The sequence below is a fragment of the Duganella sp. SG902 genome, from assembly GCF_013376005.1.
Lineage (GTDB): Bacteria > Pseudomonadota > Gammaproteobacteria > Burkholderiales > Burkholderiaceae_D > Rugamonas.
The window spans coordinates 517,007-543,177 of sequence record NZ_JABMJK010000004.1 but is presented as its reverse complement, the minus strand read 5'-3'; the positions used below and the strand labels follow the sequence as shown (position 1 = coordinate 543,177).

General features: G+C 66.2%; 25 protein-coding genes. 11 read left to right on the top strand and 14 right to left on the bottom strand.

Annotation, left to right across the window (positions count from 1 at the left end; translation table 11 throughout):
- Positions 1-104 precede the first annotated feature (104 nt).
- From alaS to ugpQ, 4 genes are all read right to left on the bottom strand, one after another.
- Entirely contained in the window at positions 105-2,714 is a 2,610-nt protein-coding gene (alaS, locus tag FHW83_RS11740; RefSeq protein ID WP_176646526.1) for an alanine--tRNA ligase, read from the bottom strand.
- 69 nt (positions 2,715-2,783) lie between these two features.
- Positions 2,784-3,218 carry a hypothetical protein gene (locus tag FHW83_RS11735; RefSeq protein WP_176646525.1) on the bottom strand — a complete coding sequence of 145 codons (435 nt, stop codon included), beginning with the start codon at positions 3,216-3,218 and terminating at the stop codon, positions 2,784-2,786.
- 85 nt (positions 3,219-3,303) lie between these two features.
- Positions 3,304-3,945 carry a helix-turn-helix transcriptional regulator gene (locus FHW83_RS11730; protein WP_176646524.1) on the bottom strand — a complete coding sequence of 214 codons (642 nt, stop codon included), beginning with the start codon at positions 3,943-3,945 and terminating at the stop codon, positions 3,304-3,306.
- Positions 3,946-4,028: 83 nt separating this feature from the next.
- Positions 4,029-4,778 (bottom strand): glycerophosphodiester phosphodiesterase, encoded by a 750-nt coding sequence (ugpQ, locus tag FHW83_RS11725; RefSeq protein ID WP_176646523.1) that lies wholly within the window; start codon positions 4,776-4,778, stop codon positions 4,029-4,031.
- Positions 4,779-4,798: 20 nt separating this feature from the next.
- On the opposite strand from ugpQ, the gene FHW83_RS11720 reads away from it, so the two are divergent.
- Both FHW83_RS11720 and FHW83_RS11715 read left to right on the top strand, forming a co-directional pair.
- Entirely contained in the window at positions 4,799-5,518 is a 720-nt protein-coding gene (locus FHW83_RS11720) for a M48 family metalloprotease (protein WP_176646522.1), read from the top strand.
- Positions 5,519-5,564: 46 nt separating this feature from the next.
- Positions 5,565-6,794, top strand: a complete 1,230-nt coding sequence (locus FHW83_RS11715; protein WP_176646521.1) for a CaiB/BaiF CoA-transferase family protein — start codon at positions 5,565-5,567, stop codon at positions 6,792-6,794.
- Between the two features lie 84 nt (positions 6,795-6,878).
- Here the strand turns inward: FHW83_RS11715 and FHW83_RS11710 are convergent, their stop codons facing one another.
- Together FHW83_RS11710 and FHW83_RS11705 are read right to left on the bottom strand one after the other, a co-directional pair.
- Positions 6,879-7,208, bottom strand: a complete 330-nt coding sequence (locus FHW83_RS11710; RefSeq protein ID WP_176646520.1) for a hypothetical protein — start codon at positions 7,206-7,208, stop codon at positions 6,879-6,881.
- Positions 7,209-7,388: 180 nt separating this feature from the next.
- Complete coding sequence (locus FHW83_RS11705; RefSeq protein WP_176646519.1) at positions 7,389-8,276, bottom strand: LysR family transcriptional regulator; 888 nt, start codon at positions 8,274-8,276, stop codon at positions 7,389-7,391.
- A 100-nt stretch (positions 8,277-8,376) separates the two neighbouring features.
- Here FHW83_RS11705 and FHW83_RS11700 point away from each other — a divergent pair, with 100 nt between their 5' ends.
- Both FHW83_RS11700 and FHW83_RS11695 read left to right on the top strand, forming a co-directional pair.
- Entirely contained in the window at positions 8,377-9,435 is a 1,059-nt protein-coding gene (locus tag FHW83_RS11700; protein WP_176646518.1) for an NAD(P)-dependent alcohol dehydrogenase, read from the top strand.
- A gap of 108 nt (positions 9,436-9,543) precedes the next feature.
- Complete coding sequence (locus FHW83_RS11695; protein ID WP_229224133.1) at positions 9,544-12,030, top strand: EAL domain-containing protein; 2,487 nt, start codon at positions 9,544-9,546, stop codon at positions 12,028-12,030.
- On the opposite strand, the gene FHW83_RS11690 is transcribed toward FHW83_RS11695, so the two are convergent.
- The gene (locus tag FHW83_RS11690) at positions 11,981-13,195 is read right to left on the bottom strand and encodes an MFS transporter (RefSeq protein WP_176646517.1); all 1,215 of its coding nucleotides are present in this window, start codon (positions 13,193-13,195) and stop codon (positions 11,981-11,983) included. The genes FHW83_RS11695 and FHW83_RS11690 overlap by 50 nt on opposite strands.
- Before the next feature lie 97 nt (positions 13,196-13,292).
- Here FHW83_RS11690 and FHW83_RS11685 point away from each other — a divergent pair, with 97 nt between their 5' ends.
- Positions 13,293-14,213: a LysR substrate-binding domain-containing protein gene (locus FHW83_RS11685; RefSeq protein ID WP_176646516.1), complete on the top strand. Its 921-nt coding sequence runs from the start codon at positions 13,293-13,295 to the stop codon at positions 14,211-14,213.
- A gap of 43 nt (positions 14,214-14,256) precedes the next feature.
- Here the strand turns inward: FHW83_RS11685 and FHW83_RS11680 are convergent, their stop codons facing one another.
- The 4 genes from FHW83_RS11680 to FHW83_RS11665 are packed head-to-tail and all read right to left on the bottom strand — an operon-like array spanning position 14,257 to position 16,751.
- Positions 14,257-15,129: a hypothetical protein gene (locus FHW83_RS11680; protein WP_176646515.1), complete on the bottom strand. Its 873-nt coding sequence runs from the start codon at positions 15,127-15,129 to the stop codon at positions 14,257-14,259.
- 14 nt (positions 15,130-15,143) lie between these two features.
- Positions 15,144-15,914 (bottom strand): hypothetical protein, encoded by a 771-nt coding sequence (locus FHW83_RS11675; RefSeq protein ID WP_176646514.1) that lies wholly within the window; start codon positions 15,912-15,914, stop codon positions 15,144-15,146.
- A 2-nt stretch (positions 15,915-15,916) separates the two neighbouring features.
- Positions 15,917-16,417: a hypothetical protein gene (locus FHW83_RS11670; RefSeq protein WP_176646513.1), complete on the bottom strand. Its 501-nt coding sequence runs from the start codon at positions 16,415-16,417 to the stop codon at positions 15,917-15,919.
- Between the two features lie 40 nt (positions 16,418-16,457).
- Complete coding sequence (locus tag FHW83_RS11665; protein WP_176646512.1) at positions 16,458-16,751, bottom strand: DnaJ domain-containing protein; 294 nt, start codon at positions 16,749-16,751, stop codon at positions 16,458-16,460.
- Between the two features lie 126 nt (positions 16,752-16,877).
- Here FHW83_RS11665 and FHW83_RS11660 point away from each other — a divergent pair, with 126 nt between their 5' ends.
- The 3 genes from FHW83_RS11660 (at position 16,878) to FHW83_RS11650 (ending at position 21,443) form a co-directional block, all read left to right on the top strand.
- Positions 16,878-18,647, top strand: a complete 1,770-nt coding sequence (locus FHW83_RS11660; protein ID WP_176646511.1) for a glutamine--tRNA ligase/YqeY domain fusion protein — start codon at positions 16,878-16,880, stop codon at positions 18,645-18,647.
- 151 nt (positions 18,648-18,798) lie between these two features.
- Complete coding sequence (locus FHW83_RS11655) at positions 18,799-20,613, top strand: CHASE domain-containing protein (RefSeq protein WP_373997195.1); 1,815 nt, start codon at positions 18,799-18,801, stop codon at positions 20,611-20,613.
- A gap of 110 nt (positions 20,614-20,723) precedes the next feature.
- The gene (locus tag FHW83_RS11650) at positions 20,724-21,443 is read left to right on the top strand and encodes a hypothetical protein (protein ID WP_176646510.1); all 720 of its coding nucleotides are present in this window, start codon (positions 20,724-20,726) and stop codon (positions 21,441-21,443) included.
- Positions 21,444-21,498: 55 nt separating this feature from the next.
- Here FHW83_RS11650 and FHW83_RS11645 read toward each other — a convergent pair whose 3' ends face one another.
- The 3 genes from FHW83_RS11645 to FHW83_RS11635 form a co-directional block, all read right to left on the bottom strand.
- Positions 21,499-21,738, bottom strand: a complete 240-nt coding sequence (locus FHW83_RS11645; protein ID WP_092278423.1) for a hypothetical protein — start codon at positions 21,736-21,738, stop codon at positions 21,499-21,501.
- Positions 21,739-21,878: 140 nt separating this feature from the next.
- Entirely contained in the window at positions 21,879-22,130 is a 252-nt protein-coding gene (locus FHW83_RS11640) for a hypothetical protein (protein ID WP_176646509.1), read from the bottom strand.
- Positions 22,131-22,279: 149 nt separating this feature from the next.
- The gene (locus tag FHW83_RS11635; RefSeq protein WP_176646508.1) at positions 22,280-23,161 is read right to left on the bottom strand and encodes an SDR family oxidoreductase; all 882 of its coding nucleotides are present in this window, start codon (positions 23,159-23,161) and stop codon (positions 22,280-22,282) included.
- Between the two features lie 12 nt (positions 23,162-23,173).
- Here FHW83_RS11635 and FHW83_RS11630 point away from each other — a divergent pair, with 12 nt between their 5' ends.
- From FHW83_RS11630 to FHW83_RS11620, 3 genes are all read left to right on the top strand, one after another.
- A complete protein-coding gene (locus FHW83_RS11630; RefSeq protein ID WP_176646507.1) occupies positions 23,174-24,199 on the top strand; it encodes a CDP-6-deoxy-delta-3,4-glucoseen reductase in 1,026 nt (341 codons plus the stop codon).
- A 63-nt stretch (positions 24,200-24,262) separates the two neighbouring features.
- Complete coding sequence (locus FHW83_RS11625; RefSeq protein ID WP_176646506.1) at positions 24,263-25,501, top strand: MFS transporter; 1,239 nt, start codon at positions 24,263-24,265, stop codon at positions 25,499-25,501.
- Positions 25,498-26,154, top strand: a complete 657-nt coding sequence (locus tag FHW83_RS11620; RefSeq protein WP_176646505.1) for a DUF1345 domain-containing protein — start codon at positions 25,498-25,500, stop codon at positions 26,152-26,154. The genes FHW83_RS11625 and FHW83_RS11620 overlap by 4 nt, the downstream gene beginning before the upstream one ends.
- Positions 26,155-26,171: the final 17 nt, after the last annotated feature.

Below are 26,171 nucleotides of genomic sequence, written 5' to 3'. Positions count from 1 at the left end.
CTGGAAAGTATACAACAGGACTCGTCATACGACAACGGCCCGCGCACGCCCCGCGGGACGTGCGCAGGCCGCATGGGCACTGCGTTGCGGCGGATCAGGCGGCGTTATGCGCGCTCGCCCACCCACGCCGGAACACCGGCCAGCGCGCCGGCCAGGCCGCTCGGATCGGTGCCGCCGGCTTGCGCCATATCGGGGCGGCCGCCGCCTTTGCCGCCCACTTGTTGTGCGACAAAGTTGACCAGCTCGCCGGCCTTGACCTTGGAGATGGTGTCGGCGGTGACGCCGGCGATCAGGCTGACCTTGCCGTCGTTGACCGAGGCCAGCACGATGGCGGCGGTCTTCAGCTTGTCCTTCAGCTTGTCCATGGTTTCGCGCAGGCCGGCCACGTCGGCGCCGTCCAGCGTGGCCGCCAGCACCTTGACGCCCTTGACGTCGACCGCTTGCGCGGCCAGCTCGTCGCCCTGCCCGGCCGCCAGCTTGGATTTCAGCGCCGCCAGCTCCTTCTCCAGCGACTTGACCTGGTCCTGCACCGCGCCGATCTTGACGGTCAGCTCGTCCGGGTTGGATTTGAGCGCGGCGGCCGCCTCGTTCAGCTTGCGCGCCATGCCCTGCACCAGCGCCAGCGCGCCTTCGCCGGTCACGGCCTCCACGCGGCGGATGCCGGCCGCGACGCCGCCTTCCGAGACGATCTTGAACAGGCCGATGTCGCCGGTGCGGTTGACGTGCACGCCGCCGCACAGCTCTTTCGACGAGCCGATGTCCATCACGCGCACCTCGTCGCCGTACTTCTCGCCGAACAGCGCCATCGCGCCATGCTTCACGGCGTCGTCAAACGACATGTGGTGCGACTGGGTGGCGTGGTTCTCCAGGATTTCCCGGTTGACGATGGTTTCCACCTGGGCGATCTCGGCGGCGGTCATCGGCGCGTTGTGGCTGAAGTCGAAACGGGCCTTGTCCGGGTCGACCAGCGAACCCTTCTGTGCCACGTGCGAGCCCAGCACTTCGCGCAGGGCCTTGTGCATCAGGTGGGTGGCCGAGTGGTTGCGGATGGTGCGCGCGCGCTTGCCCTGGTCGACGGCGGCGTTGACGGTGTCGCCCACTTTCAGCGAACCGGTGGCCAGCACGCCGTGGTGGCCGTACACGTCGGCCTGGATCTTCAGCGTGTCGCTGACGTCGAACTGCGCGCCGGCGGCGGCGATCACGCCCTGGTCGCCCACCTGGCCGCCCGACTCGGCGTAGAACGGCGTGGTGTCCAGCACCACGATGCCCGACTGGCCGGCCTGCAGTTCCTGTACCGGCGTACCGGCCGCGTACAGCGCGATGACCTTGCTGCTGTGCTGCAGGCTGTCGTAGCCGACGAACTTGTTCTTCTCGCCCGAGTACTCGACCTTGGCGTCCTTGACCGACTTGCCGCCCTTGCGCGACAGTTCCTGGCTTTCCTTCAGGGCGGCGTCATAGCCCTCCTGGTCGAACTTGATATTGCGCTCGCGGCAGATGTCGGCGGTCAGGTCCGGCGGAAAGCCGTAGGTTTCGTACAGGGTGAAGGCGGTGGCGCCGTCGATGCCGGTGGCGTCCTTGGCCAGCTGGGCTTCCAGCACCTTCATGCCGGTCTCCAGCGTCTCGCCGAAGCGCTCCTCCTCGGCCTTCAGCATCTTGGCGACGCTGTCCTTGGCCTCCTCCAGCTCGGGATAGGCGGCGCCCATCTCGATCGCCAGGTCGGCCACCAGCTTGTAGAAGAATGGCTTGGTCTGGCCCAGCTTGTGGCCGTGACGCAGCGCGCGGCGGATGATACGGCGCAGCACGTAGGCGCGGCCCTCGCTGCCCGGAATCACGCCGTCGACGATCATGAAGGCGGCCGAGCGGATGTGGTCGGCGATCACGCGCAGCGACTTGTTTTCCAGGTCGGTGGCGCCGGTTTCGCGCGCGGCGGCCTTGATCAGGTTCTGGAACAGGTCGATCTCGTAGTTCGAGTGCACGTGCTGCAGCACGGCGGCCAGGCGTTCCATGCCCATGCCGGTGTCGACCGACTGCTTGGGCAGCTTGTGCAGCACGCCCTGCTCGTCGCGGTTGAACTGCATGAACACCAGGTTCCAGATCTCGATGAAGCGGTCGCCGTCCTCCTCGGGCGAGCCCGGCGGGCCGCCCCAGATGTCCGGGCCGTGGTCGTAGAAGATCTCGGTGCAGGGGCCGCACGGGCCGGTGTCGGCCATCTGCCAGAAGTTGTCCGAGGCGTAGCGCGCGCCCTTGTTGTCGCCGATGCGGATGATGCGCTCTTTCGGCACGCCCACTTCGTTGGCCCAGATATCGTAGGCCTCGTCATCCTCCTGGTACACGGTGACGGTCAGCTTCTCGGCCGGCAGCAGGTAGACCTTGGTCAGCAGTTCCCAGGCGAAGTTGATGGCGTCGCGCTTGAAATAGTCGCCGAAGCTGAAGTTGCCCAGCATTTCGAAGAAGGTGTGGTGACGCGCGGTGTAGCCGACGTTTTCCAGGTCGTTGTGCTTGCCGCCGGCGCGCACGCAGCGCTGCACCGAGGTGGCGCGGCTGTACGGGCGGCTGTCGGTGCCGGTGAATACGTCCTTGAACTGCACCATGCCGCTATTGGTCAGCAGCAGGGTCGGGTCGTTGCCAGGTACCAGCGAGCTGGAACGAACAATCGTGTGACCCTTCGATTCGAAAAATTTGAGGAACTTCTCGCGGATTTCAGATGATTTCATGTCGTATGGGGGTAAAAGCTGGCCGGTGCAAAAGATGGATTATGCCACAGCCAGCGCCCGGTTTCCCCACTAACGCGCCGCCAACCTCACCACATGCTCGCCGATTTCCCCGGTTTCGGCGCTCCGCACCGGCACCGCCATCAGCACTTCGCCGCCCGGCTCGCCATATTGCTCGCGGTCGATGCGCACCTGCAGCTTGCGGTCCAGCGCGACGAAGGTGTTGCGGCTGGCGGCGACCATGCGGTGTTCGCCCTGGTCGTCGATCTCGCCATACAGCACGGTGCCGATGCCGCGCAGCCGCAGGATCTGTCCATTGGACAGCTGGTACGCGCCGCGGAACTCGTTGAGATCCGCCACCGTCATATGGTATTGCTTTGCCGGCAACTCGATTTTCAGGCGCGGCGCCGGAATGGTCACGCTGTCGTCGCCCTGCTGCGCCTGCGCTCCCAGCGCGGCGGCGCACAGGGCCGCGCCCGCCAGCCACTTGCTGTACTTGTCGTTCATGATGAATGCTCCTGGTCTTGTTGTGATGTGGCGCCATGCGACAGTGGCGCTTCCACAAGTCTAGGCAAGCGCCGGCGGCATGGCATCACTCGAACGACTGAGCCTGCACACAGGCGGCCGGCATGCCGTGCAGGATCGAGACCAGCTCGCCCTGGCGCCGCGTGCCGGTTTTGCGGAACAGCTTTTGCAGATGGGTCTTCACGGTGTGCATGCTGATGTCCAGCGCCGCCGCGATGTCCTCCAGCGCCTCGCCATGCGCCAGCGCCTGCGCCACGCCGGCCTCGGCCGGGGTCAGGTCGAACAGCTCCATCAGCAGCTGGCGCGGCAGGCGGTGGGTCTCGGGATCGCTGGCCATCACGATCGCGCATGGCGGCAGCGATGGCAGTCCCGGCGTCGGCACATAGGGTACATAAGGCACCACGGTCAGCAGCAAGGGCTGGCGCTGCTGGCGCGGCAGGCTGAGCGCGTGCGGAACATCGATGTCGGATGGCGCATTCAGCACCGTGGCCACCAGCTGGGCCAGCGTACGTTCGCCACCCAGCGCGTCCTGCAACAGTTTGTCGCCATGGCGCCGCAAAGCCGTATCACGTTCCAGCAGGGCCGCCGCTGCGGCGTTGGCGTGCAGCAGGCGCAGCTCGGCATCGACCAGGAACACCGCGATATCCATGCGATTCAAGGCGGCGTCCAGATAGGTGGCGACCGCGTACGACGTCAGCGCCGGCTGCATGCTCTCCCCTTTCTTCTTTTTTCCAGAATATATACCCGGAACGGCGCGCGGGGAGCGAAAAGATTTTTATGAAAAGCGCCGCCTCAGAAGGCAGGGCCGATCAGGTCGATGCGGTCGGTGCAAAAACCATCCACACCCCAGGCCAGGATCTCGCGTCCACGCGCCGGCTCGTTGACGGTGTAGCAGAACAGGCCGTAGCCGGCGGCCTTGACGCGCGCCGCCAGTTCCGGCGTCAGGTGCTTGTGGTTGGTGTGGATGGCCACCGCGCCCAGCGTCTCGGCCTGCGCTTGCCAGTCGGCCGTGATCTGGTCGAGCAGGTAGCCGCGCGGCAGCTCGGGGGCGGCGTCGCGGGCCGCCGCCAGCGCCGCGAAGCTGAACGAGGACAGCAAGGGATAGCCGGCCGGATCGCCGGCGGCCAGTTCGGCGGCGTAGCGTTCGCGTGTCGTTTTCGCCACCCAGGCGCCGGTTTGCGCCTCGAAACCGTCGGCCGGCTTGATCTCCACGTTCATCCAGATGCGCTGCGCCTTGCAATAATCGATGAACTGGGTGTAGAACGGAACTGGCTCGCCGCGAAATTCGGCGCCGAACCAGGCGCCGGCGTCCATTCCGGCCAGCACGGCGGCATCGGTGCCGGCCACGCTGCCCCGCCCGGCCACGGTGCGGCCGAATTCGGGGTCGTGCACCACCATGCCGATGCCGTCGCGCGACAGCATGACGTCGAACTCGACGGCGCGGAAGCCGTAGGCCAGGCCGGCGCGCAGGCCGGCCACCGTGTTTTCCGGCGCCAGCGTGCCGCCGCCGCGGTGTGCAACGATTTTAGGATAAGGCCACATGTCGAGAGTCGGAGGTTGTAATGGCAATGCGAGCAACGTTATCACGAATCGCGGCCCTGCTGCTAGCCGTGCCCTGGGCCCACGCCGCCGCGCCCACGCAGGACGAGGTGATGGCGCGCGCCGCCATCCTGTACGCCGGCCGGCTTTCCGAACACGTGCTCGATCACAACGCCCAGTTCACCGCGCGCGTGCGCGCCATCGCCGGCGTGCTGATCGCGCAGGCGCGGCGCGACTATCCGGAGACGGCCGGGTGGGCGTGGGAAGTCCACACCACCGACGACGCCGACCAGAGCGCGGACTGCATGGCCGGCGGCAAAATCCTGGTCAGCAAGCCATATGTCGACCGCCTCGGCCTGAACGACGCCGAGCTGGCGATGCTGCTGGCGCACGAAATCGAGCACGCGGCGCTGCACCACAACCTGAAGGAATACGAGGCGGCGCTGCGGCTGGAGCCGGCCTGGGCGGGGCGTCCCTTCATCGAGCTGGAGCACGCGGTCGATCACGACCGCGACCTCATCGCCAAGCTGGCCGCCACCAACTACGCCCAGGAAGAGGAGGCCGACCGCGAAGGCCTGCGGCTGGCGTGGCGCGCCGGCTGGCCGGCCGAGCGCCTGGCCGGCTACTTCCGCAAGATGATGCGCGCCAGCGACTGGCCGCGCCTGAGCAAGGCCGACTATCCCTCGCCGTCGCTGCGCTGGCGGGCCGCACAGGCGGTGGCGGCCGACTTGCAAAAAAAATGACGCGCCGCCACACTAGCGGCCTGATTGCTCAAAAGGTAAAACATCGATGACAGCTCAAAAAGCGTTGGGTCATATCCGCGTGCTCGACCTGAGCCGCGTACTGGCGGGACCGTGGTGCTCGCAGAACCTGGCCGATCTCGGCGCGGACGTGATCAAGATCGAACGTCCCGGCAGCGGCGACGACACGCGCGCCTGGGGCCCGCCGTACGCGCGCGACGCCGACGGCAACGACACCACCGAGGCGGCCTACTACCTGTCCGCCAACCGCGGCAAGCGCTCGGTCACGGTCGACATCGCCAGCGCCGAAGGCCAGCAGCTGCTGCGCGAGCTGGTGAAGCACAGCGACGTCGTGCTGGAGAACTACAAGGTCGGCCAGCTCAAGCGCTACGGCCTGGACTATGCATCGTTGAAGGCCATCAAGCCGGAACTGGTCTACTGCTCGGTCACCGGCTTCGGGCAGGATGGGCCGTACGCGCACCGCGCCGGCTACGACTTCCTGATCCAGGGCATGGGCGGGCTGATGTCGGTCACCGGCGAGCGCGACGACCTGCCCGGCGGCGGTCCGCAAAAAGCCGGCGTGGCGCTGACCGACCTGATGACCGGCATGTACGCCACCATCGCCATCCTGGCGGCGCTGACGCACCGCGACCGCAGCGGCGAGGGCCAGTACATCGACATGGCGCTGCTGGACGTGCAGGTGGCCATGCTGGCCAACGCCGGCAGCAACTACCTGAACAGCGGCAAGCCGCCCAAGCGCTGGGGCAACGCGCATCCCAACATCGTGCCGTACCAGACCTTCCAGTGTTCGGACGGCTACATCATCGTCGCCACCGGCAACGACGGGCAATACCAGAAGTTCGTCGAGGCCGGCGGCCGTCCCGACCTCGCGTGCCACGAGCGCTACGCCACCAACCCGCTGCGCGTCAAGCACCGCGACGAGCTGGTGCCGATCCTGGCCGAGATGGTGCTGCGCCAGCCGCGCGATTTCTGGATCGGCAAGCTGGAGGAAGTGGGCGTGCCGTGCGGGCCGATCAACAACCTCGACGAGGTGTATGCCAATCCGCAGGTGCGGGCGCGCGGCGTCGTGATGGAAGTGCCGCATCCGACCGCCGGCACCACCAGGCTGGTGCGCAGCCCGATGCGCATGTCCGCCACGCCGACCGACAACGCGGTCGCGCCGCCGCTGCTGGGCCAGCACACCGACAGCGTGCTGCGCGAACTGCTGGGCCGCAGCGACGACGACATCGCCGCCCTGCGCGCGAAGGGAGCTATCTAGTGATCACAACGTTGGCGAATACGGCATATGCCGCTTCATGGTCGACCACCCGCAACAAGGCGAAGGCACAGGCCCCGTGCACGTTCAGACGCTCATGTCGCGCTTTAGTTCCTGCATCTGGCCGTGCATATGGCTGACGGCGCCCTTGATTTGGCCGGACAGCGTGGGGATGTAGTCGCAGATGCGCTTGGCGCGTTCGGCCTGGGTCTCCATGTCGCGTACAAGCTTGCGGAGGCGCGGCTCGTCGCTTGACAGCAGGATGTCGCGCGCGTCGTCGGCAAGCTTATCGAGGCGCTCCAGGCAGCCGCGCAGCTCGCGCGGCAGGCCTGGTTCGGCCGAAGCCGCCTGCGCCGCCAGCCGCACCGCCCGTTCGACAAAATAAAACCGATGCTGGATATCGTTGGTATGCAACATGATGGTCTCCTCCGTGAATCACGATTCGACCGCCCCAAAGCTCAACAGTTGCAAGCATCCGCGACCACACTGACGCAGATCAAATAAAATCCGGGGTCAGGTCCTCCATTTCTACACGGCCTCCGCCGTAGCGAACGCTACGGCGGAGGCCGTGTAGAAATGGAGGACCTGACCCCGGATTTAGGGCATGCGGGCCATGTCGATGAAGGCGCGCAGCGCCGACGACATGCGCCGCTGGCGCGGGTAGTACATCATCAGGCCGGTGGTCGGCGGACACCAGTCCTCCAGCACGCACACCAGCTGCCCCGACGCCAGGTAGGGCCGCAGCCGGAACTCGGGCAGGAGGGTGATCGCCACGCCATCCAGCGCGGCGCGCAGCGCCAGCTCCGAATCGCCCACCGACAGCCGCCCCGGCACGTCCACCTCCAGCTGGATGTCGCCCTTGCCCAGCTCCCATTTGTAGAAATTCCCGCGCGGGAAGCGGTAGCGCACGCAGTTGTGCCGCATCAGGTCGTCCGGATGCCGCGGCACCCCGTGCCGCGCGAAGTACTCCGGCGAGCCCACCACCACGAAACGCTGCGCCGGCCACACCGGCACCGCGATCATGTCCTCCGGCACACGCTCCGCGTAGCGGATGCCGACGTCGAAGCCGCGATCGACGATGTCGATCATGCCGTCGTCGCTGACGATGTCGAGCGAGATGTCCGGGTAGGCGTCCAGGTAGCGCCGGATCAGCGGCCCGATCACCATCACCGCAGCGTCGCGCGAGCTGTTGATGCGCAGCGTGCCGGCCGGCGACGCCCGGAACATGTTCATCTCCTCCAGCGCCACGCTGACGCCGCCCAGCGCCGGCCGCAGGCGCTCGAGCAGGTGCTTGCCGGCCTCGGTCAGCGCCACGCTGCGCGTGGTGCGGTTGAACAGGCCGACGCCCAGCCGGTCCTCCAGCGTGCGCACCGCGTAGCTCACTGCCGACGCCGACAAGGCCAGCTCGGACGCCGCCTTGCGAAAGCTGCCGTGCCGCGCGACGGCGGCGAACACGCCCAGATGGGATAGGTTATCGAGCTGCATTGTGCAATTTTCCTGTTTAAACCATGCGGAGAAACGCGCTTGTTCCCGGCAGACCGCGCAATTATAGTGCAACAACCAATCACAATCGCAGGAGTTCCCCATGTTCCAGGTTCACGGCTATGCCGCCCACGACAAGCATTCCCACCTCGTCCCGTTCAGCTTCGAGCGCCGCGCGCCGAAGGCCAACGACGTGGTGATTGAAATCCTCTACTCCGGCGTCTGCCACTCCGATCTGCACCAGGCGCGCGACGACTGGGGCGGCTCGATCTATCCCATGGTGCCGGGCCACGAAATCATCGGCCGCGTGACGCAGGTCGGCGCCGGCGTGCACAAGTTCAAGGTTGGCGACCTGGCCGGCGTCGGCTGCCTGGTCGACTCCTGCCGCCATTGCCCGGCCTGCGCCGAGGACCTCGAGCAGTATTGCGAGAACGGTGCGACCGTCACCTACAACGGCCGCGAACGCGACACCGGCGCCCCCACCTACGGCGGCTATTCGGACCTGATCGTGGTCGACGAGCACTTCGTGGTCAAGGTGTCCGAGAAGCTCGACCTGAAGGCGGTGGCGCCGCTGCTGTGCGCCGGCATCACCACCTACTCGCCGCTGCGTCACTGGCAGGTCGGCCCGGGCCAGAAGGTGGGCGTGATCGGCCTCGGCGGTCTCGGCCACATGGGCGTGAAGTTCGCCAAGGCCATGGGCGCCACCGTGGTGATGATCACCACCTCGCCGGACAAGGGCAAGGACGCGCAGCGCCTCGGCGCCGACGAGGTGCTGCTGTCGACCGATCCGGCGGCGATGAAGGCGTACGCCAACCGTTTCGATTTCCTGCTCAACACCATCCCGGTGTCGCACGATATCAATCCCTACCTCGCGCTGCTGCGCCGCGACCGCACCATGGCGATGGTGGGCGTGCTGACCGAGCTCGATCCGCCACCGGCCGGCGTCAGCCTGATCCTGGGCCGCAAGTCGGTGGCGGGCTCGGCCATCGGCGGCCTCAGGGAGACCCAGGAGATGATGGATTTCTGCGCCGAGCACAACATCGTCAGCGAGGTCGAGCTGATCGCCATCCAGGACATCAACCAGGCCTACGAGCGCCTCGTGAAGAACGATGTGAAGTACCGCTTCGTGATCGATATGGCCACGCTCAGGGAACCGTCCTGAGCCAGCGCGCGTCCGGCCCGGGGGACGCGCGCTCGAACTAGCCGTGCGACAAGTTTCGCCGACCTTCTGCTAGTATCAGGCGACATCATCCTTGCCCGGGCACCCGACATGGACAGACTCCCGCAGCCAGCATACAGCCGCGCCCCAGAGCGCCCGCGCAGCCAGCGCGCCAAAGGCAGGCGACAGGGGACGGCGTTCGACGAGATGTTTGGCACCAGCCCTTACTTCGCGTTTGCTATCGACGAGCGCGGCTGCCTGCTGGCGTACAACCAGCACGCGGCGTCGGTGCTGGGTCCGCTTACGCCGCGCACGCCGGCCAGCGCCCTGTACGCCACCTGGGTGTTGCCGATGCTGCAGAACGAGGCGCTGCCGGCCGCCCGCGTGCGCGGCTACTGGCGCGGCGAGCTGGAGCTGGTGGGCCAGGATGGCGCCAGCCACCCGGTCACGCAAACCATCGAGTGGCGCGCCCACGCCGAGCCGCCCGCCTTCCTGTGCACCGCCTACCCGCTGGACGATTACGACGTCTACGAATCGCGCCTACGCTTCAAATACCTGTTCGAGGCCCACCCGCATCCGATGTGGGTGTACGACCTGGAAACCCTGCGCTTCCTGGTGGTGAACGCGGCCGCCGTGGCCCAGTACGGCCATACCGAGGCGGAATTCCTGCAGATGACCATCCGCGACATCCGTCCGCCGGACCAGCTGCAGCGGCTGGCCGACAACCTGGCGGCCGCGCCGGCCAAGGGCGCGGAGCAATCGGGCGTCTGGACCCACCAGCGGCGCGACGGCAGCCGCATGCGGGTGGACGTGTCCTCGCACTCGGTGACCCTGTCGGGCCGCCCGGCGCGGCTGGTGTTCGCCCACGACATCACCGAGCGCGAACAATTGAAGCTGGCGCTGCAGCTGCGCAGCCGCGCGCTGGAGGCCAGCATCAACGCCATCGCCATCACCCGCCACGCGGCCGAGGGCGAACTGATCGAGTACGCCAACCCGGCCTTCGTGCGCCTGTTCGACCACAGCCCGGCCTCGGTGCTGGGACGGCGGCTGGAGACGCTGCTGGACCTGCAGCCGCACGACGAGCAGTACCAGGCGCTGCAGGCGGCCATGCAGTCGCGCAACGAACAGACGCTGCTGCTGCGGCCGCGCCATCGCGACGGCACGCTGTTGTGGACCCAGCTGCACGTGGCGCCGGTGCAGAACACCGAGCGCGCCATCGGCCACCACGTCTGCGTGCTGACCGACATGACCGCCATCATGGAGTACCAGGAGCAGCTGGAGCACCAGGCCCACCACGACGCGCTGACCGGCCTGCCCAACCGCGTGCTGCTCAACGACCGCCTGGCGCAGGCGGTCACCTTCTCGCAGCGCTTCAGACACAGCCTGTGGCTGGTGTACATCGACCTCGATAACTTCAAGTTCATCAACGACCATCTCGGCCACCAGCTGGGCGACCAGCTGCTGTGCGCCATCGCCCAGCGCCTGCGGGCCTGCGCCAGCGACGGCGACACGGTGGCGCGGCTGGGCGGCGACGAGTTCGTGCTGCTGCTGCCGATCGCCAATCAGCGGCCGGTGACCAGCATCCTGCAGCTGGTGCAGGAGGCCGTGGCGGCGCCGGTCACGCTGGAGCGGCAGGCGCTGGCCGTCACCTGCAGCATCGGCGTCAGCGTGTTCCCGGCCGACGGCGCCGACGCCGAGCAATTGCTCAAGCACGCCGACATCGCCATGTACCGCGCCAAGGAGGCGGGCCGCAACCAGGTGCAATTCTACGAGGCGGCCATGCACACGCGGGTGGCCGAGCGCGCGCAGATCGAGGCCGAGCTGCGCAACGCGCTGCCGCGCGAGCAGCTGAGCCTGGTGTACCAGCCCAAGGTCGACCTGCGCAGCGGCGCCGTGACCGGCATGGAGGCGCTGGTGCGCTGGCAGCATCCGGCGCTGGGCGCGGTGTCGCCGGTGCGCTTCATCGGCGTGGCCGAGGAGACCGGCCTGATCGTGGCCATCGGCCGCTGGGTGCTGCGCACCGCCTGCGCCCAGGCCGCCGCCTGGCAACGGGCCGGGCTGCCGCCGCTGCGGGTGGCGGTCAACCTGTCGGCGCGCCAGTTCCGCGACCACGCCTTGCTGGACGAGGTGCGCGCGGCGCTGGCGGACAGCGGCCTGCAGCCGCGCTACCTCGAGCTGGAGCTGACCGAGAGCCTGATGATGCACAACGTCGAGGAGGCGGTGGCGATGGTGGAAAACCTCAAGCGGCTGGGCGTGGCGCTGTCGATCGACGATTTCGGCACCGGCTATTCCAGCCTGGCCTACCTCAAGCAATTCCCGGTGGACTATCTCAAGATCGACCAATCGTTCACGCGCGAGATGCTGACCGAGCCCAAGGTGGCGGCCATCGTGCGCTCGGTGATGGCGCTGGGCCACAGCCTCGGCTTCAAGGTGATCGCGGAAGGCGTGGAAACCGAGGCGCAGCTCGCCTATCTGCGCCAGCACGCGTGCGACGAGATGCAGGGCTACTACTTCAGCCGTCCATTGACGCCGGAGGCGTTCGCCGCCTTCATCGCTCAGCCTGCGCCAGCGGCGCCAGCGTCCGCAGGCGCAAAGTGACCAGCAGCGCCAGCGCCAGCGCGCACGCCAGCACCAGCACCACGCCGGGCCACGCCGCGCGGCCCCACATCACGCCGGTGGCCGAGCCGATCACGCTCGAGCCGAGGTAGTAGAAGAACAGGTACAAGGCCGAGGCCAGCGCCTTGTTGCTCAACGCGCGCCGCCCCACCCAGCTGCTGGCCACCGAGTGGGTGGCGAAGAAGCCGTAGGTGAACACGGCCACGCCGGCCAGGATCAGCGGCAGCCAGTTCGACAAGGTCAGCAGCAGGCCGCCCAGCATGATCAGCGCCATCAGCCACAGCACGTTGCGGCGGCCGTAGCGGTCGGCCAGCCTGCCGGCCCACACCGAGCTGTAGATGCCCAGCAGGTAGAAGAAGGACACCGCGCCCACCACGCTCTGGCTCAGGCCGAACGGCCCGCCCAGCAGGCGGTAGGCGATGTAGTTGTACAGGCTGACGAACGCGCCCATCAGCAAGAACGCCAGCACGAACAGCCACGGCAGGCCGGCGTCCGACAGGTGCAGCCGGAAGCCTTCCGGCAGCGCGCGCCAGCCGCCACGGGCCGGGGCGAAGTGGCGCGAGGGCGGCAGGCTGCGCCAGAACTCGATGGCGGCCGCGATGCCGGCCACGCCCACCATGGCCAGCGCCAGCCGCCACGAGAAATGGTCGCTCAGCACCGAGGTGATCACGCGCCCCGCCATGCCGCCAAAGGCGCTGCCGCTGATGTACAAGCCCATCGACAGGCCCAGCGATTGCGGTTCGATTTCCTCGCCCAGGTAGGCCATGGCGATCGCCGGCATGCCGCCCAGCGCCACGCCCAGCAGGGCGCGCATCAGCAGCAGTTGCGGGTAGTTGTGGGCGAACGCGCACAGCAGGGTCATGACGGCGGCGATCGCCATCGCCGCCACCATCAGCGGCTTGCGGCCCAGCCGTTCGGAGACGGCGCTGGAAGCCAGCAGCGACAGCGCCAGCGCGCCGGTGGAGACCGACAGCACCATGCTGCTTTGCGCCGCGCTCAGCGCGAACTCGTGCGACAGCAAGGGCATCAGCGGCTGCACGCAGTACAGCAGCGCGAAGGCGGAGAAGCCGCCAAAGAACATGGCGCGGTTGCTGCGCTTGAATTCCGGACTGCCGAGGGCGATGCGGGGTGCGGCGGCGATTAACATGGTGGCGCTTCCTGCGAGGTACGATGGCTCATCTTAGGATTGCCACAATAAGCTGTCCAATATATATTTAAACCGTCAGTCATACTTTTTAAAGATAATGGAATTACGCCATCTGCGTTACTTCGTGGCCGTTGCCGAGGAATTAAGCTTTACCCGCGCGGCCGAGCGGCTGCACATCGGCCAGCCGCCGCTGAGCCATCAGATCCAGCAGCTGGAGGCGGAGGTGGGGGCGCGGCTGCTGGAGCGCAGCAAGCGCTGGGTGCGCTTGACGGAGGCCGGCAAGCTGTTCCTCGAGGATGCGCGGCGGGTGCTGGCCCTGTCCGAGCAAGCGATGCACACGGCGCGCCGGGCCGAGCGCGGCGAGGCCGGCGAACTGCGCGTGGGCTTCACCTTTTCGACGCCGCTGACGCCGCTGTTCGCGGCGGTGATCAACCGCTATCGCCAGCGTTATCCGGGCGTGCAGCTGACCTTGCAGGAGATGTCGACCGTGGGCCAGATCGAGGCGCTGGCCGCGCGCGAGCTGGACCTGGGCCTGGTGCGGCCGCCGGAGGCGGCCTTGCCGGAGTCGGTGGAGTTGACGGTGCTGCGGCGCGATCCGCTGGTGATGGTGTTGCCGGTGGCGCATCCACTGGCGCGCAAGAAAAGCATCGCGGTGCAGGATTTGAAGGGCGAGCCGCTGGTGATGTATCCGGAAAGCGCGGGCACCGGCATTCATCCGCAGATCAACCGGCTGTGCCGGGAAGCCGGTTTCAAGCCGACCATTGCGATGGAGGCCGGGGAAGCGTCCACCATCATCGGGCTGGTGGCGGCCGGCTGCGGCGTGTCGGTGCTGCCGAGTTCCTTCGACATCATCCGCATGAGCGAGGTGTGCTACCGGCCGATGGCCGATGCTTCGGCCACCACGGCGCTGTATCTGGCGAAGCGCAAGGATGCCGTATCGCCTTTGGTGGCGGCCTTCGTCGAAGTGGCCGCCGAAGCCGCCGCACGTCATTCCGGCGAAAGCCGGAATCCATGCTGAGCAAGCGTTCTATAGGCTCCGGCCTTCGCCGGAGCGACGCTGGTCAGGAGTAATCCGCGTCCAGCTCGGAACCGGCGTAGTTCTCCAGCTCCGCGAACAAGGTCTTCATGGCCGTGCGGCCCTTGATGTTCTGCAGCACGGTGCAAGTCTGGCGATAGCTGTCGATGCGATCCAGCAGCACCGGATGATGCTGCGCCGGCACCTTGGCCACCAGCTCCGCCCAGCCAGCCTCGTAATCCGGCTTGTTCTTGCGCACCGCTTTCACAAAGCGCTCGAACTCCTTCTGGCCGGTACGCGCCACGATCATGCCGCCGCCCTCCACCGCAAAGATGATGGCCAGCGCGATCACCCCTTCCGCATTCAGATCCGCATCGCTGACCGGGCCTTCGCTGTTGTGGCGGCGCAGCCAGTTGGCCAGCCGCACCACCGCCTGCACTTCCTTGCGCTGCTTGAACTGCAGCGCATAGCGCGCCGTGCCATCCCAGTTCTGGTTCGGATCGGTCTGGCAGATGTCGACGAACTTGTCGCGCAGGCGGCGTTGCGCATACACCGGGTCGTTGTCGAACTCGCCGACCAGCGCGTCCTCCGGCATGCCCGACAATTCCTTGATCATGCGGAAGCCAATCTGGAACGCGTGCTCCGCGCCCTCGTCGATCAGCAGATTCAGCGCGGCCAGGTCGTCCTCGTCCGGCAGCGCATGGTCCAGTCCCAGCGACACGCAACCCACCGTCAGCTGCAGCGCCTTCTGGATGCCTTCGGCGGTGCGGTCGTTGGTGAACTTCTCGGCCACCATGGCGGTGATGCCGGTCAGTTCATCGGCCAGCGTGTAGGCGGCGTCATCGTCCGGGTGCTTCGCGAACTGCTGGATCGCGCGGGTCAGGCGCGGCAGGGTTTCTACTACGATTGCTGGCAGCATCGATCCGGCACCCATCACGAGAAGATCTTGGTGCCGACCGAGCGGCGCGAGGTCTTCGCGGCGCGCGTGGACGGCACTTGCTTGCGCAGACGGTACAGCAGTTCCTTGGTCGAGCGCTGCAGGATGCTTGGCTCGGCGTCCGGATCATCGTCGTACTCGGCGTCGGCCAGGTCGGCGCTGTGACGGAATTCCGGGAACAGCTCGAACAGCGCGCGGTCCCAGCCGTCTTCCGACGCCTGCGCCAGGGCGATCGCCACCGGCACGATGTCGCTGTCGGACGAGGTCTGACCGGTCAGGTACGGGCCCTTGGAAATCACCTCGCCGGCCACTTCCAGAATCTCCTTCGGCGCCAGCGAGAACAGGATGGCAAACACGGTGGCGCCATGGTCGGTGGCCGAGGCGGCCGCCAGCAGCTCGTTGCGGCGTTCCTCGTCGTCGGTGGCGAACACCACGCCGTGCACGTGCGCGAACAGCGATTCGGCGATGCGCTCCGGATCGTCCTCGATCTGGTCGTCCGGCCAGGTGGCGGCGATGAAGGCCAGGCTGTCGGCCCATGCTTTGGGCGGCACCAGCAAGGTGGTCAGCGACATCTTGCCGCCGTCAAAACCGGCCATGTGCAGCGCCGTCACTTGCGGTGGAATATTGTTCAGCACTTCCACCACCGCCAGGTCGCCGAACTGGTCGGCCGCCTCGGCAAAGGCTTCCTCGGCATGGCTCAGCGAGCCGGCCAGCACCAGTTCCGTCACCTGTTTGCTCAGTGCCGGCAGATTAGATTTCTCGGACATGCTTAATCTCCATCCTGGTCGAACATTTGCGCGAAGTCGTCGCTGGCCACGTCTTCATCGTCGATATCGTCGCCATCGTCGTTGGCCGACAGCTGCTCCAGCGACTGGTCGTCGTCATCCCACTTGCGCGGATTCTTGTGCAGGAAGGCGGTGATGATGGCCTGGCGCGCCAGGTCCGGCATGCTGTCGGCGATGGCCGCATACATTTTGGCCGCTTCTTCGCCCTTGCACTCGGCCATGGCTAACACGCGCGCGGCGTCGCCGAACTCGTAGTCCTCGGCTTCCGCCAGCAGGCCTTTCGGGTTGTTGAACTCGATGTGGTCGACCAGCGCGAACGCCAGCATGTTGACGTCTTCAATGCCGCCGCCATCGGCATATTCGCCCACCAGCGCCTGCACCATGCGCTGGTAGTTCTTGTGGTCCGGCGGGTCGCCGAGGATGCCCTCGATCTGACCTTCCAGTTCGCGCGCCTGATAGGCGAACTCCGGGTGTACTTTTCTCATTGCGAATCTCTTCTTAATCTTTTCTTCAAAACGGGATGGTTCACGCCGCCGGCAAGGTCGTGCCGTGCAGGGCGAACACCGAACGCCACAACTGATACGCTTCCGCCTCCGCGTCGATGATGATGCGGTGGTTGAGGCTCTGGTTGTATTCCTCGCGCTTGACCGGGTCCGACAGGATCTCGTAGGCCTTGGTCACTGCCTTGAAGCGCGCGTCGGCGCCGGGTTCGGGATTGCGGTCCGGGTGGAACCGCATGGCCAGCGAGCGGTAGACCTTCTTGATCTCGTCTTCGCTGGCGTTCGGCGCGATACCCAGTGTATTGTAGTAATTTTCCATTTTGGAAACTCCGGGCCGTGGTGCCATGACAATCAAATTAATCGAGCATTATACCGTGCCGCCATATCCCCACTGGCAATACGGTAAAATGCAGCAATATAGAACTTTTGCACAGCCAACCTTCAGATGAGCAACGATAAAAACAGCCCAGCGCCAGCACTACCATCCAATTTCCTGCGCGCCATCGTCGAACACGATCTCGCGGCCGGCACCCACGTCCGCGACGGCATGCCCAGCGTCATCACCCGCTTCCCGCCCGAGCCGAACGGCTATCTGCACATCGGCCACGCCAAGTCCATCTGCCTGAATTTTGGGCTGGCGCGCGATTATCAAGGCCGCTGCAACCTGCGTTTCGACGACACCAACCCGGCCAAGGAAGAGCAGGAATACGTCGACACCATCATCGACAGCGTGAAATGGCTGGGCTTTGACTACGACTATCCGCGCGCCGACGGCACCGTCGAGCACCACTTGCACTACGCCTCGGACTACTTCGAGCAGCTGTACCAGATGGCGGAATGGCTGATCGAGCAAGGCTATGCCTACGTCGACAGCCAGTCGGCCGAGGACATGGCGGCCAACCGCGGCAACTTCAGCACGCCGGGCACCAACTCGCCGTTCCGCAACCGCCCCGCGGCCGAATCGCTGCAACTGTTCCGCGACATGCGCGCCGGCAAATACGCCGACGGCGAGCACATCCTGCGCGCCAAGATCAGCGAAGACGCCATGTCCTCGCCGAACATGAACATGCGCGACCCGGCCATCTACCGCATCCGCCACGCGCACCACGTGCGCACCGGCGACGCCTGGTGCATCTACCCGATGTACGACTACACGCACCCGATCTCGGACGCGCTGGAAAACATCACCCATTCGATCTGCACGCTGGAATTCCAGGACCACCGCCCGTTCTACGACTGGCTGCTGGAAACCCTGTCGAAGGGCGGCTTCTTCACGCTGCCGGTGCCGCGCCAGTACGAGTTCTCGCGCCTCAACCTGACCTATGTGGTGACCTCCAAGCGCAAGCTGCGCCAGCTGGTCGAAGAGAAGATCGTCGACGGCTGGGACGACCCGCGCATGCCCACCATCGTCGGCCTGCGCCGCCGCGGCTACACGCCGGAAGCCATCCACCTGTTCTGCGAACGCATCGGCGTGACCAAGGCCGACGGCTGGATCGACATGAGCACGCTGGAGGGCTGCGTGCGCGAGGACCTCGATCCGAAGGCGCCGCGCGCCACCGCCGTGCTGCGCCCGCTCAAGCTGATCATCGACAATTATCCGGAAGGCCAGACCGAGGAGTGCACCTCGCCGGTCCACCCGCACCATCCGGAAATGGGCGTGCGCACCTTCCCGATCTCGCGCGAGCTGTGGATCGAGGAGGAAGACTTCATGGAAACGCCGACCAAGGGTTATTTCCGCTACTACCCGCCGATCGGCGACAACCCGGGCAGCCGCGTGCGCCTGCGTCACGGCTACGTCACCGAATGCGTGGGCTACGACAAGGATGAAAACGGCAAGGTCGTCGCCGTGCACGTGAAGTACTTCGAGGATTCCAAGTCAGGCACGCCGGGTTCGGACAACTACAAGGTCAAGGGCAACATCCACTGGGTGTCGGCGGCCGCCGCGCTGGAGGCCGAAGTGCGCCTGTACGACCGCCTGTTCACCGACGCCCAGCCCGACGCCGGCGGCAAGGACTTCCTCTCGCTGCTGAACCCGAACGCCAAGGAAGTGGTGAAGGCCTACCTGGAGCCAGGCATGGCCGCCGCCCAGGCCGACCAGCGCTACCAGTTCGAGCGCCACGGCTACTTCGTGGCCGACCGCGTCGACTCGCAACCGGGCAAGCCGGTGTTCAACCGCATCGTCACCCTGAAGGACAGCTGGGGCCCGGCGAAATAAGCCGCCCCACTCCCCTTGAAGACGGCACCCCTTGGGTGCCGTTTTTTATTGACACTCCGTATAGGACAAATGCATTTTTTATAAAATTGCTTGACGCCATCAACCGACATTTCCTATATTCAACAGACTATCGGTTGCAAAGAGGCGCGCGGTGCCTGTCATTCCCGGACTCAAACAGCTGTTCCCCTCGTCGCGTCCCGCCTGGTGGACGGGCCTGCTGCTGTCGTCCGCCATCGGCGGCCTGTTCTACCTGGCGGCGGCCAGGACCATCGAATACGACGCCGGCGAGCGTTTCATGCACCAGGCGCAGAACGCCCAGTACAACATCAACTCGCGCATCAACGCCTACACGGACGTGCTGCGCAGCACCGCCAGTTTCTTCCACGCCGCCGAGCAGGTCGACCGCGCCAGCTTTCACCGCTATGTCAACGGCCTGAACATCGAGCGCCAGTTCCCGGCGCTCGACAACATCAACTACGCCCAATACGTGCGCCACGCGCAGCGCCCCGAGTTTGAACGCGGCCTGCGCCACAGCGCCGGCGACGCCGCGCTCGGCTACCCCGACGTGACCTCGGTGTGGCCGCCCGAGCCGCGCGAGGAGTATTGGGTGCTGACCATGATCGAGCCGCTGGCCGAGTTCCGGGAAAAGATAGGCCGCGACATCGGCTACCGCGCGGCGGTGGCGCGCGCGCTGGCGCAGGGCCGCGACAGCGGCGCCATGAGCGCCTCCGGCACCCCGATCGACAGCGCGCACCAGCCGCTGGGCGCCGGGCTGGCGCTGCGGCTGCCGGTGTACCGCAAGGACATGCCGCTGAAGACCGTCGCGCAGCGCCGCGCCGCCTGCGTCGGCTCGGTGGGCATCGGCTTCAGCGTGCCGCGCCTGGTGCAGGCCGCGCTGGAACAGATGCAGGTGCGCGACGCCCGCCTGGTGTTGTACGACAGCGGCGACCGCCTCGCGCCGCGCCCGCCGGCGCGACTGTTCGACAGCAAACCCGGCGGCACCGAGCCGGACGCCGCCGACCAGTTCAACGTGGTGCTGCCGATCGACTTCCACAACCGCCACTGGCACGCCCACTTCAGCGCGCCCAAGGCCAGCTGGTACAGCCGCTTCGACAGCTGGCTGCCGTGGATGGCCATGCTGTCCGGCTTCACCGGCTCGCTGCTGTTCTTCCTGCTGTTCCACACGCTGTCGTCGTCGCGCATGCGGGCGGTCAAGATGGCCAAGGAGATGACCCGCGAGCTGCGCAACAGCCAGGCCCGGCTGCAGCAATCGCACCACAAGCTGCGCCGCCTGGCCGCGCACTCGGACCAGATCAAGGAACAGGAGCGCAAGCGCATCGCGCGCGAGATCCACGACGACCTCGGCCAGAACCTGCTGGTGTTGCGCATCGACGTCGACCTGCTGACCTCGCGCACGCGCCACCGCCATCCGCGCCTGCACGCGCGCGCCCAGCACATGCTGGGCCAGATCGACAGCAGCATCAAGAGCGTGCGCCACATCATCAACGACCTGCGCCCCACGGTGCTGGACCTGGGCCTGAACGCGGCGGTGGAGTGGCAGATCGCCCAGTTCCAGGCGCGCTCGGGCATGGTGTGCGAGCTGATCGACCACGACACCGAGATCCGCGTCGACGACCACTGCGCCACCGCGTTCTTCCGCGTGCTGCAGGAATCGCTGAGCAATATCCTGCAGCACGCCCACGCCAGCCTGGTGCGGGTGGAGCTGCGGCAGGCCGACGGCATGCTGAGCATGACCATCAACGACAACGGCATCGGCGTGCATGACGCCAGCCGCAACAAGGCCGGCTCGTTCGGGCTGGTCGGCATCGAGGAGCGCGTCAGCCTGCTGGGCGGCACGTGCTCCATCACGGGCAGCCCCAATGGCGGCACCACGGTGGCCGTGTCGGTGCCGGTCGGCGCCCGCGCGGCCCGCCACAGCGCCGGCGCGGTCGACCTCACGCTATAAATTTCCTTGCAAACATTGATTAACCTCAAGGAACATTCGTCTCCCATGGGCAAAATCAAGGACCTCTGCTGCTTTTTTCAACCCGCATCAATACCGCAAAGGAAATCCTGATGAATGCCCAAGACCTGCACGCCATCAACTCCCTGGACCTGGAACCGATCAAAGTCAAGCTGATGCACGAGGAATCCGGCGAAGGCTGGACGCTGGCGCGCGCCAACGCGGTGGAGTTCGAATACCGCCGCTTCCTGTTCCTGATGAAGAAATTCCCGCACGAGCAGACCGCGCCGCTGGTGGACGTGGACACCTTCTGGCACTACCACATCCTCGACACCATGAAGTACGCCGCCGACTGCGACGCCGTGTTCGGCTACTTCCTGCACCACTTCCCCTACATCGGCCTGCGCGGCGAGGACGACGAGGCGGCCCATGTGCGGGTCGGCATGCGCATGAAGGAGCTGTACGAGGATACCTTCGGCGAGGACTACGTGCGCGAGGCCGCGCCCGCCAAGGCCGCCCATTCGGGCGTGGCGGCGGTGTCGTTCGCGCATTCCGGCGTGGTGGGCGCGACGTTCGCCCACTCGGGCGTGGTCGGCGCCAAGGTCGCGCATTCGGGCGTGGTGGGCGCCAAGGTGGTCCATTCCGGCGTGGTCGGGGCGAAAATCGCCCACTCCGGCGTGGCCGGGGTCAAGGCGGCGCATTCCGGCGTGGCGGCCAGCTATGCCCACTCGGGCGTGATCGGCGCCAGCGCGCTGCAGGCCGAGGCGGCGATCGCGGCGGCACAGCAGTCGAGCTTTTACAGCGAGCGCCCGCGCCTGAGCCGCGGGGCGTGAAAAAAAACGGCGCGGACTGAAGAGTGCGCGCCGTTTTCCTATCGGTGTCCCCGTATCAGGACGCCATCATTTCGCGCAGTTCGCGAATGCTGAAATCGCTGATCTCGTGCATGCGGATCAGGATGGTCGCGCCGATCGGCAGCGTGTTGTGACGGATCTTGGAGATGACCGGCGGGGCCACTTCCAGCGCACGCGACAGGGCGGCATCGTTTTTCAGTTGCAGTTTTTCAATGATGGCGTCCAGGACGCGATTCGGATTGTAGGTAGGCGACGCGGTGATTTCTTTCAGGGACATGATATTTAGCTGGTTCCTTCGCCGCTTTTGGACAAAAAACGACACAAAACCAATAAGAGTGAGAATTGGATAGATTCTAACCCTATTTTTTATGCTATGGCGAACTTTGTTGTAAAAAAAAGTATCAAACCATGTAAAGATCAGCTGGGCTGACGAACGCCGGCCGCCAGGAAGCACCATTCGACCGCCATCAGGGCGGCCAATTGCGCGATCGTGCCGGGGAGGAACAACGTGGAGGAGGAAAAGTGATCGGAAGTGTCAGCGCCGTAATGCCAGCCCAGCTGGCGGCGTATCTCTTCCGGCATCGGCGGCGGGCGATGGCAAAACTCACGCTGACGTTGAGACATATAGGCGCGGACTTGCTCCTTGGTCGGCTGCGAACTGGCTGCCATACGCGCACTCCTTATGGGAAGATGGCTAACAATATCTTATCACGCGACGACTTGTTTGATCCTCGTCAAACGCGCAACTTATAAGTCTGTCACATAAAACTGACGCTGAAATTACAAAAAAGTAATTTTTGTTGCTTCTTAACGTAACTTTACAACTCCGCCAACAACGCGCCGACGGTGGGATAGCGCAGGCGCACACCCAGCTCACGCTTGATGCGGCCATTCCGCAGGCGGCGCGACTCCGACATGAACGACAGCAAGGCCGGCGTGACCACCCGCTGCAATTCCGCCCTCGGCAGACGCGGCGGGCGCGGCAGCTGGAAAGCGTCCGCCACGGCGTCGAAATAGTGCGCCATCTTCATGTCGCTGTCATCCACCGCATGGTAGATACGGTTAGGCAACGCACAAAACAGCGCGCGGGCGATGATGGCGGCCAGATCGTCGGCGTGGATGTGGTTGGTGTAGACGTCGTCGGTCTCCACCAGCGCCGGCGTTCCCTCCTGCAAACGCTTGAGCGGCAGGCGGTCGGCCGCGTAAATCCCCGGCACGCGCAGGATGGACAAGGCCGCCCCGCTCCGGCGCGCCCAGCGCCGCAAGGTGCGCTCGGCGTCGACCCGGCGCAGCGCGCGCGGGTTGCGCGGCGCGGTCGGCCGGCTCTCGTCAAACAGCGCGCCGCCGCAATCGCCATAGACTCCGGTGGTGCTGACATAAACCAAGCGTCCTTGCTCGGGTAAAATGGCGGTCAAATTGCGTGTGCGGGTGTCCAGCGCGCCCTCGGCGGGCGGCGGCGCCAGGTGGATCACCCACGGCGCCAGCCCGGCCAGGCGCCGCAAACTGGCAGGCTGATCGAGGTTGACCACCAGCGGCACGGCGCCGGCGGCCCGCAGTTCGGCGCACCGTTCGGCCTGGCTGGTGGTGGCGAACACGCGGAAATGGCCGGTCAGCAACGGCAACAGGCGCATGCCGACATCGCCGCAGCCGACGATCAGCACGCGCGGCCGGTGGAATTTGTGATTTTTGAAGTTTTTCATCTGAAAGATTGTATGACGTTTCAAATAACTGTACAGCCTAGCGGCCATCAATTCAGCTGCGAGGAAGACGAAACCATCCTCGCGGCCGCCATGCGCGCCGGCATCGGCCTGCCTTACGGCTGCAAAAACGGCGCCTGCAGCTCCTGCAAGGGCAAGGTCGTGTCCGGCGCGGTCAAGCACAAGGCGCACCAGGAGCGCGCCCTGACCAGGGACGAGGAAGCGGCCGGCTATTCGCTGTTCTGCTGCGCCACCACCGAGGCCGACCTGGTGATCGAGGTGCGCGAGGTGGCCGGCAGCGACGACTACCCGATCCGCAAGATGCCGTCGCGCGTCAGCACGCTGGAGAAGGTGGCCTCGGACGTGATCATCATGACGCTGCAACTGCCGGCCAACGAGACGCTGAAATTCCGCGCCGGCCAGTACATCGAATTCATGCTGCGCGACGGCAAGCGCCGCAGCTACAGCATCGCCAGCGCGCCCGAGCAGGGCCAGCCGCTGTCGCTGCACATCCGCCACATGCCGGGCGGCCTGTTCACCGACCAGGTGTTCAGCACCATGAAGGAACGCGACATCCTGCGCTTTGAGGGGCCGATGGGCACCTTCTTCGTGCGCGAGGATTCCGACAAGCCGATGGTGCTGCTGGCGTCGGGCACCGGCTTCGCGCCGATCAAGGCCATCGTCGAGCACCTGCGCGCGCAAGGCTCGACCCGCCAGATGACGCTGTACTGGGGCGGTCGCCGCCCGCAGGACCTGTACATGGACGCGCTGTGCCGCGAGTGGGCCAGCCAGCTGCCGAACTTCAAGTACGTGCCGGTGCTGTCCAACCTGCTGCCGGAGGATCACTGGGCCGGCCGCACCGGCTTCGTGCACCAGGCGGTGATGGCGGACCTGCCGGACCTGTCCGGCCACCAGGTGTACGCCTGCGGCGCGCCGATCATGGTGGAATCGGCCAAGAAAGACTTCGTCGCCCAGTGCGGCCTGCCGGAGGATGAATTCTACGCCGACGCCTTCACCACCGAAGCCGACCTCAACGCCTAAGCATCCAACCCCGGGGCCTTTCGGGATGCGGCGTCCCAGGCGGCCCCGCTCCCGAAAGCCACAATGTCAGACAGTTCCTTCCACAACGGCTTCAGCGTCCTGCGCCACCGCAACTTCACGCTCTACCTCTCCGCCCGCACCCTGGCCACGCTGGCCGTGCAAATGCAAAACGTCGCCATCGGCTGGCAAGTGTATTCGATGACGCACAACCTGTTCGACCTCGGCCTGATCGGCCTGGCGCAGTTCCTGCCGTTCCTGCTGCTGATCCTGATCGCCGGCCACGCGGCCGACCGCTACGACCGCCGCAACCTGATCGCGCTGGCCATGGGCGCCCAGCTGCTGTGCGGCCTGATGCTGCTGGGCTTCACCTACACCGGGCTGGGCGCCGTGTGGCCGGTGTTCGCCGTGCTGGCCGTGTACGGCAGCGCGCGCGCCTTCATGGGGCCGGCCACGCAAGCCATCCTGGTCAACCTGGTGCCGCAGGAAAGCTTCAGCAAGGCGGTGGCGCTCAGCTCGTCCAGCTTCCACGTGGCCGTCATCCTCGGCCCCACGCTGGGCGGCCTGTTCTACCTGGCCGGGCCGAAAACGGTGTACATGATTTCCTCCGGCCTGCTGCTGGCGGCGGTGGTGATGATGTCGCTGGTGAAGTCGGTCAAGCAGGCCAGCGCCAGCGGGCCGGCCTCGTGGCACACGGTGCTGGAAGGGTTGCGCTTCGTGTGGTCGAAGAAAGTGGTGCTGGGCGCGATCTCGCTCGACCTGTTCGCCGTGCTGTTCGGCGGCGCCACCGCCCTGCTGCCGGCGCTGGCGCACGACGTGCTGCACGTCGGCCCGAGCGGCCTGGGCGCGCTGCGCACCGCGCCCGGCATCGGCGCCGCGCTGTGCTCCATCGTGCTGGCCTTCTTCCCCATCACGCGCCGCGTCGGCGCCTGGATGCTGGGCGGCGTGGCGGTGTTTGGCGTGTGCACCATCGTGCTGGGCGCCACCACCAGCTTCATCGTCGCGCTGGTCGCGCTGTTCCTGATGGGCGCCGGCGACATGATCAGCGTCTACGTGCGCCACCTGCTGGTACAGTACGAAACGCCGGACGAGATTCGCGGCCGCGTCAGCGCGGTCAACTCGGTGTTCATTGGCGCCTCGAATGAGCTGGGCGAATTTGAATCCGGCATCACGGCCGGCTGGCTGGGCCTGACGCGCGCGGTGCTGTTCGGCGGCGCCGCCACGCTGGCCGTGGTGGGCGCGTGGACCGTGCTGTTCCCGGTGCTGTCGCGCATGGACCGTTTTCCGCACGAGGATAAGAAATGACACTGCGCCTGCCGCTGCCGTCCATCATCCACAGCCGCCCTCACCTGAGCACGGCCATCGTGCTGGCCGTGGCGACCAGCCTGTTCCTGCCCGAGGGCTGGGCATGGCTGACGCAGTTGCTGACCTGCTGGAACGTGCTGGTATGGAGCTACCTCGCCATGATGACGTGGATGATGGCGCAGGCCGACCAGCACGACATCAAGCGCGCCGCCCGGCGGCAGGATGAAAAGGGGCCGGTGATCCTGGCCGTGCTGTCGCTGGCGGTGATGGTCAGCCTGGCCGCCATCATCTCGCAGATGGCGGCGCGGGCGCCCGGCGCGCCGGTGGAGCACTACGCGCTCAGCGTGCTGACGCTGGTCGGCTCGTGGTTCATGGTCGGCGTGATGTTTTGCTCGCACTACGCCCACCTGTACTACAGCGTCGAGGGCGACGACCCGCCGCTCGGCTTCCCGGACCGCGAGCTGGTGCCCAATTACTGGGACTTCCTGTACTTCTCGTTCACCATCTCGGTGGCGGTGCAAACCTCGGACGTCACGGTGCGCAGCCGCAGCCTGCGCAAGGTGGTGTTGGCCCAGTCCGTGCTGTGCTTCCTCTACAACCTGGCCATCCTCGGCCTCTCCATCAACATCGCCGCTTCGCTCATCAACGGCTAGGGATCCGCACCCGGCCG